This window comes from Flavobacterium frigidum, from assembly GCF_048286795.2.
In genome coordinates, this window is record NZ_JBLVPT020000031.1 from 1 (window position 1) to 6,844 (window position 6,844).

Annotated in this window: 6 protein-coding genes; 5 read left to right on the plus strand and 1 reads right to left on the minus strand. The window is 31.6% G+C overall.

The features are described from left to right. Nucleotides 1-161: transposase (locus tag ACNQGB_RS15800; RefSeq protein WP_472777146.1), on the minus strand; the 161-nt coding region annotated here is incomplete at its 3' end. 350 nt (nt 162-511) lie between these two features. Between ACNQGB_RS15800 and ACNQGB_RS15805 the strand changes: the two genes are divergently transcribed. The 5 genes from ACNQGB_RS15805 to ACNQGB_RS15825 all read left to right on the plus strand — a co-directional run. Continuing rightward, nucleotides 512-1,519 (plus strand): IS110 family RNA-guided transposase, encoded by a 1,008-nt coding sequence (locus ACNQGB_RS15805; protein WP_417947222.1) that lies wholly within the window; start codon nt 512-514, stop codon nt 1,517-1,519. An 837-nt stretch (nt 1,520-2,356) separates the two neighbouring features. Then, a complete protein-coding gene (locus ACNQGB_RS15810) occupies nt 2,357-4,663 on the plus strand; it encodes a zinc-dependent metalloprotease (RefSeq protein ID WP_417947220.1) in 2,307 nt (768 codons plus the stop codon). 63 nt (nt 4,664-4,726) lie between these two features. Further along, nucleotides 4,727-5,977 carry a zinc-dependent metalloprotease gene (locus tag ACNQGB_RS15815; RefSeq protein WP_417947218.1) on the plus strand — a complete coding sequence of 417 codons (1,251 nt, stop codon included), beginning with the start codon at nt 4,727-4,729 and terminating at the stop codon, nt 5,975-5,977. Nucleotides 5,978-6,131: 154 nt separating this feature from the next. Continuing rightward, nucleotides 6,132-6,500, plus strand: coding sequence for a hypothetical protein (locus ACNQGB_RS15820; protein WP_417947216.1), 369 nt, complete (start codon nt 6,132-6,134; stop codon nt 6,498-6,500). A 44-nt stretch (nt 6,501-6,544) separates the two neighbouring features. Continuing rightward, the coding region (locus ACNQGB_RS15825; protein ID WP_472777145.1) for a hypothetical protein at nt 6,545-6,844 on the plus strand (300 nt) is incomplete at its 3' end.

The window sequence follows — 6,844 nt, forward strand, 5'->3', positions numbered from 1 at the left end:
CAATACGCATAAATCTCAAGTCCTTTTTTCTCCTGACAATATTGCAAAGCATTAACAATATTGTACTTTTGGTTGAGTCGCGTAAATATATCAACCCAACCTACTGTTGTATTAGTTATAAAATATGCCTGATCTGTTGTTGCTTTATATTTTGTTGACATTTTTTTTATCTAAAAATACAATAAAAGCTACAAATAAAACAATCACATCGCTTTAATTTATTTCTTTTGGTTTAGATTTGCTTTGTAGGCATGAATTATGGCTTTGGGTTATCGTTGTGGGCACGGATTGCAATTCCGCCTTTACTTTGTATTAGATAAAAAACACTAAATTTATACAAAGGAAAACAGAGGTGAACTAACAAATCCGCTAAGTATGACTTATATAGCGCATTAGTCCTCTGTCTTCTCCTTGAATCCCGTTGAATTGCTTCAAATAGAATGATAGACATCGAGGTCTAATAAAGGCTCTAAAGAAGTTCAACATTTTTGTTTATCCTAAATTCAAAGTTATGAAAAACTATTTATTTTATGTAGGTATTGACATTTCAAAATCGAAATTGGATGTAGTTATTTTAGAAAAACAGTCTCCCAATGTATCTAATCATTTCATTGTAGAGAATAATTTAAAAGGAATAAAGGAAATTTTAAAAAACTTAATAAAACAGAAAGTTGATTTGACTACTGTTTTGTTTTGTTGCGAAAACACAGGCGTTTATACATTTCCTTTGAGTAGTCATTTGTCTGATGAAAAACTGGATTACTGGATTGTTCCTGCCATAGAAATTAAGCGTTCTAAAGGTATTTCAAGAGGTAAAAATGATAAAGCAGACGCAAAGGATATTACTTTGTATAGTATTCGAAATATTGACAAACTTAAACTTTCAACATTACCAGAAACCGCAATTCAACAACTAAAATTACTTTATACTGAACGAGAAAAAGTGATGAAATCCTTTAAGATTTTTGAAGCTACAAAAGAGAATATTGATTTTATGCCAAAACAAGTTTACAAATCAATTTCAGGAATAAATAATAAAACTGTAAAGTTTCTAAAAACGACATTAAAAGCGATTGAAAAAGAAATGAAAGCAATAATTTCAACTGAAATTGAATTAAAAAAACAATTTGAGTTAATAAAAAGTGTTTCTGGTGTTGGAGACAAAACAGCAATCTATATGCTAATTGCTACAAGAGCATTTACGGCTTTTGATAATGCTAGAAAATTTGCTTGTTATGCTGGAACCGCCCCTTTTGAATATAGTTCGGGTTCGAGTATTAAGGGACGAACCAAAGTGAATCATATGGCAGATAAAAAGATGAAATCAATATTACAAATGTGTGCTTTAGTGGCAGTAAAACATGATCCACAGCTCAAAGAGTATTATGAACGAAAAAAAGGAGAAGGTAAAAATGCGATGCTAGTTTTAAACAATGTAAAATGTAAAATTATTGGTCGCGTTTTTTCTGTAATTAACAGACAAACTCCATACATAAATACATATAAATTTGCCTGTTAATTTTTAAAAAATCACTTGTTTTTTATCATAGAATGCGCTATCGCTCTTAAAAATATTTTACATATCCGAGCGATCGGGGTTTACCTTTTAAATTCCTAATTACAACTATTTCTTTACACGATGGAGGTACACATAATAGCGTTAAAAGGAGGTTTAAGTAAAAGTTGTTACTTAATAAAAAATAAATAACAACTTTTTTACTTTTCATTTTTTTGCGTGAGGACATCTTTAATTAGCTATTGAATTTCCAGTTCTAAAGTAGTATTTTAAATTCCTCTTAGTTTTTTATTTCTATCTCTATCAACTAAAATAAGGAGTTCTGTATGCATAAATTAAAAAGGGTCTTTTGCTAAAGCTATATTTTTTTTGGCAAAGTTTATAGGGTACTATTTATTTCGTTTTAATTGATTTGGGAATTAGAACTGTGATAAAAAGAGTTGTAAACGCTTTGATTTATCAGCATAATTTAAGGAGGCACTCATTTAAACCGAGATTTAGATGAGCAATAACAACGATATGAATTAGCAACACTAACAAAAGAACTTGATGGTCAACTAATGATAAAAAAAACCTCATAATCATCTAATTATGAGGTTTTTTTAGTGGACTGACGGGGCCTACAATCGAACACCTAATTCCGATATTAACTTTTTTTGAGAGCTTGAAATTATGATTCAATATATTGATTTTGAATTGTTTAATTAATTTAATTCAATAATTATTTTTAAGTATAAAATATTTAATTAAGTGTTTTTACGAATTATTTAATTATTCTATTTTCATGATTAAAAAATTTAAAAGTAACTTGGCGCAATCTTAACCACATTAATAAAAAAAATGAAAAAATTATTATTACTAACTACATTACTGCTTTCTATCGGAAGTTCTATCGGACAAACCTCCCCTTGGACTGTTATGACACAAAGTCAAATTGCACTGCTGCCAGTATACCCCCCTAGTACAGGTTTTATGCCTTATGATTACGAAGTTTTTACATTAGATTTAGCCTTGTTGGCAACACAATTATCAGATGCACCAATGGATAGTGCAACAAATTCAAATGTAATTCTGAAATTCCCAAATCCTGAAGGAGGGCAAGATGATTACAAAATTTTTGAGGTTTCAGTAATGGAACAAGCTTTGCAGAACAATTTTCCAAATAATAAATCTTATATAGGTAAATCAATCAAAGATAAAACTCAAACTATACGGTTTAGTTTAACAACAATCGGATTTGATGCCGTAACTTATTCAGGAAAAGTAGATTCGTTTTTTATAAAAAAATACCGAAGTAATTTGTTTAGCACTTATATTATATATAAACATTCTCAATCAGCAATTAATCCTGTCTATAGAAATTCAATTCCGTCATCAATAAAAACAGACTTTGTGTGTGGTGTTGAAAATATTAGTAAAAAAATAATTAACAACAAAGCACATCAACAACATAAGTCAAATCAAATAAATACGGTGGATAAATTGAGAGTTTTTCGGTTGGCAATAGCAACAACAGTTGAGTTTTCGTCAAAAATTATAGACCAATTAGGTATGAATGCTAGTACAACTTCTCAAAAAAAATCCGCAATTATTGCGGGTTTAGTTCAGCTAGTAACACGCTTAAATTGTGACTGGGAAAGAGATTTGTCAGTACGTATGAAATTAGTAGCAAACCAAGAATTACTCATTTTTATTGAGACTGATAATTTTACCAACGGAAATATGTACACTCTGATAGATGAGTCGACCCAAATTACACCCATTATAGGAAATATTAATTTTGATATTGGACTTGTACTTGGCACTGGTGGTGGTGGTATAGCAAGTCAGGGTATTCTTCAGGACAATCAAAAAACACGAGTTGTCGCTGAATATGGAACAGAGGGAATAACAGGTGCCGTATTTGTGAATAGTATTACTCATGAAATGGGACATTTTTTTGGAGCGAACCATACCTATTCTGCTTCTGACTGTCAAAATGTTAGTGGTAGTTCGCAAATAGAGCCGTATGCTGGGGTTACGATTATGTCATATAACAGAAAATGCAGTAGTTTGCAACCAACAAACTTAGCATCATTGTTTGATGTTTGGCAACCTGTTAATGATCCCTTCTATCATTCAGAAAGTATCAAAGAGATGCAAAATCTTCTATCACAAGCTACCAGTGGTACTTATATACTTTTAAATAGTACCCCACCTGTTGTAAATGCCGGACTTGATTACACAATTCCCAAAGATACACCATATATGCTAAAAGCTACGGTTTCTAATTCAAATTCAGATGGTTATACTTATTCTTGGGAAAACACTGATACGGGTATTCAAGCAGAAACTAGTGCGACCGCTACAACTGGACCAAATTTTAAATTTTTTAAACCTACAAACGAACCGATTCGTTATATGCCAAAACTTGCAAAAGTACTTACTGGAAATTTAAGTAGTAAAAATGAACGTCTTTCGAGCGTTTCAAGAATACAAAATTTTACTGTTATTGTACGTGATAACTCAATGATTCAGGGTTCACATATTCGACGAGATGATATGAAACTTACTGTTAATGCCGATGCGGGACCTTTTGAGGTAATATCCCAAAACAGTGCTGGAATAACTTGGGCAGGAAATTCATCGCAAACCATTACATGGAATGTGGCAGGAACTACAGCAAACAACATTAATACTTCATTAGTCAACATACTACTTTCAACAGATAAAGGGTTAACTTTTACAACAACACTGCTGGCAAATACTCCAAATGATGGTACACAAATTATTTCAGTTCCTAATAACATCAATGCATTAGATTGCAGATTAATGGTACAATCTGTTGGTAATTTATTTTATGCAGTAAATACTATAAAGTTTGCAATTGCACCAAATTTAGCAACAAATGATTTCGAATTTGAAAATTTTGTACTATATCCAAACCCTAATAATGGAAGTTTCAAAATATCGTTTAAACCAGAAACTAACGACGAAATTAAAATCACAATTTATGACGTCAGTGGAAAAAATATTTATAATAAAACATTTCAAAATTCTGGTATGTTTGATCAAGAATCACAAATAAAGACTACTTCATCGGGAGTATATTTTGTAACTATACAGAACGGTGAAAATAAAATGGTGAAAAGAATTCTTGTAGAATAAAAAAGATTTTTACCAAAAGTCAAAAAAATAAAGCAGAATTGTCAACCAATTTTTAATCAAATTATGAAATTAAAATTAATCATCGCTTTACTCCTATTTCAATTAGGGTTTTCACAACAAAGAACTTGCGGAACCGATGCGCAAATGCAAAAAATCATGTCGGATCCAATAGCAAAACAAAAACATTTAGATTTTCAAAAAAGATTTAATATAGAATTAGCAAAACTTCAAGATCCACAAAATGAATCGGCTAGAAGTACCAACACAACAATTATTATCCCTGTGGCGGTTCACTTTCCCGAAATTGCTGCAAATTCACCCAATAAAGCTTGTTTGATACAATTAGTGCAAAATCAGCTCGATATTTTAAATGCTGCTTTTAGCGCAACAAACCCTGCTCTATCTTTGTGGACTCCGCAAGTGCAAGCTTTTTATCCAGGAACTAATTTGGGTAATTCAAATATGAAGTTTGTTTTAGCAACCAGAAACCATCCTGCTGGAACAGGTCTGACCAACGGACAGTCAGCAATAACATTTGGAACTAGTTTTCTTAACGGCGGAATTAGAGACATTAATTGGAGAGGTTGTTTGAATATTGTTGTTAGAGATACTAATTATGCAGGATATTATACAGGAGGAACTCCAAATGAGGGTAATGTGGTTGTTATAAAGAATATTTGTTTCGGCAGTGGCGACGGATGTCCTGGACATGTACCTACCAATGGATGGCATTTAGGACAAACATTATTGCATGAAGTGGGACATTACTTTAATTTAGAACATACTTTTGGAAAATCTCCGGGAGATGATGTATGTTTGCCTTCAAACACAGACTATGTTGAAGACACACCACAATGTTTAATGACCAGAGATTGGGGTCCCGTACTTGGTTCTATACCTGGTTGTGTGCCTGGAACTAAAGCACTAACAATGAATTTTATGGACTATACTTTAGATGGTAATAGATGGATGTTTACAGCAGGGCAGGTCGTTAGAATGAAAGCCTATTACAACACCGTTGCCAATCAATTTAATACAAATGTTTTAAGTAGTGAAGATTTTGAGTTTAAAGATTTCGCATTGTATCCAAATCCAAATAACGGAAGTTTCAAAATATCGTTTACAAGTGAAATAAACGACGATATTGAAATAGTAGTTCACGATATTAGTGGAAAAAATATTTATAATAAAACATTTCAAAATTCTGGTATGTTTGATCAAGAATTACAAATAAAGACTGCTTCATCGGGAGTATATTTTATAAATATACAGAACGGTGAAAATAAAATGGTGAAAAGAATTATTGTAGAATAAAAGAGATTTTTACAAAAAGTCAAAAAAAATAAAGCAGAATTATCAACCAATTAATAATCAAAACATGAAATTAAAATTAATCATCGTTTTACTCCTATTTTAATTGGAATTTTCACAACAAAGAACTTGCGGAACAGATATGCACATATAAAAAATGATGAATGAACCAATAGCAAAACAAAAACACTTTGATTTTCAAAATAGATTTGAAATTGAATTTGCAAAACTTCAAAATTCACAAAGTGAATTGGCTAGAAGTACCAATGCAAAAATTATTATACCAGTTGCGGTTTATTTTACAGAAGTTGATTCAAACTCTCCAGACAGGCGATTCTTGCGGGAAATGGCACAAAATAAAATTGATATTTTAAATGATGCTTGTAATGCAACAAATGCAGATGTTGCATTGTGGAATCCTCAAGTAGAAGCTGTCTATATAGGAACTAATGTGCGTACGTTTAATGAACGGTTCGTAATTGCAACTAAAAAACATCCTGCAAGTTCAGGACATTCAAATGGTTAGCATGCCATAAATCTTTTAAACAGCTCCAAACTAAAAAATAAATTATGAAAAAACTATTACTGTTTTCAGTACTATTGTTTTCCGTATTAAAATCTTTAGCTCAAACCTCACCTTGGACGGTCATGACACAAACTCAAGTTAATCAACTGCCCGCTTTTCCTTTCTCAGATATGCCCCGAACAGGCTACAAGGTTTTTACTTTAGATCTTTCTGTTTTAAGTAATCAACTATCTATGGCACCAATGGATTCTGCTACAGATTCTAACGTGATTGTAAGTTTTCCAAATCCTGATGGCGGTCAAGATAGTTACAAAATCTTTGAAGTAGCTATAATGGAACAAGCT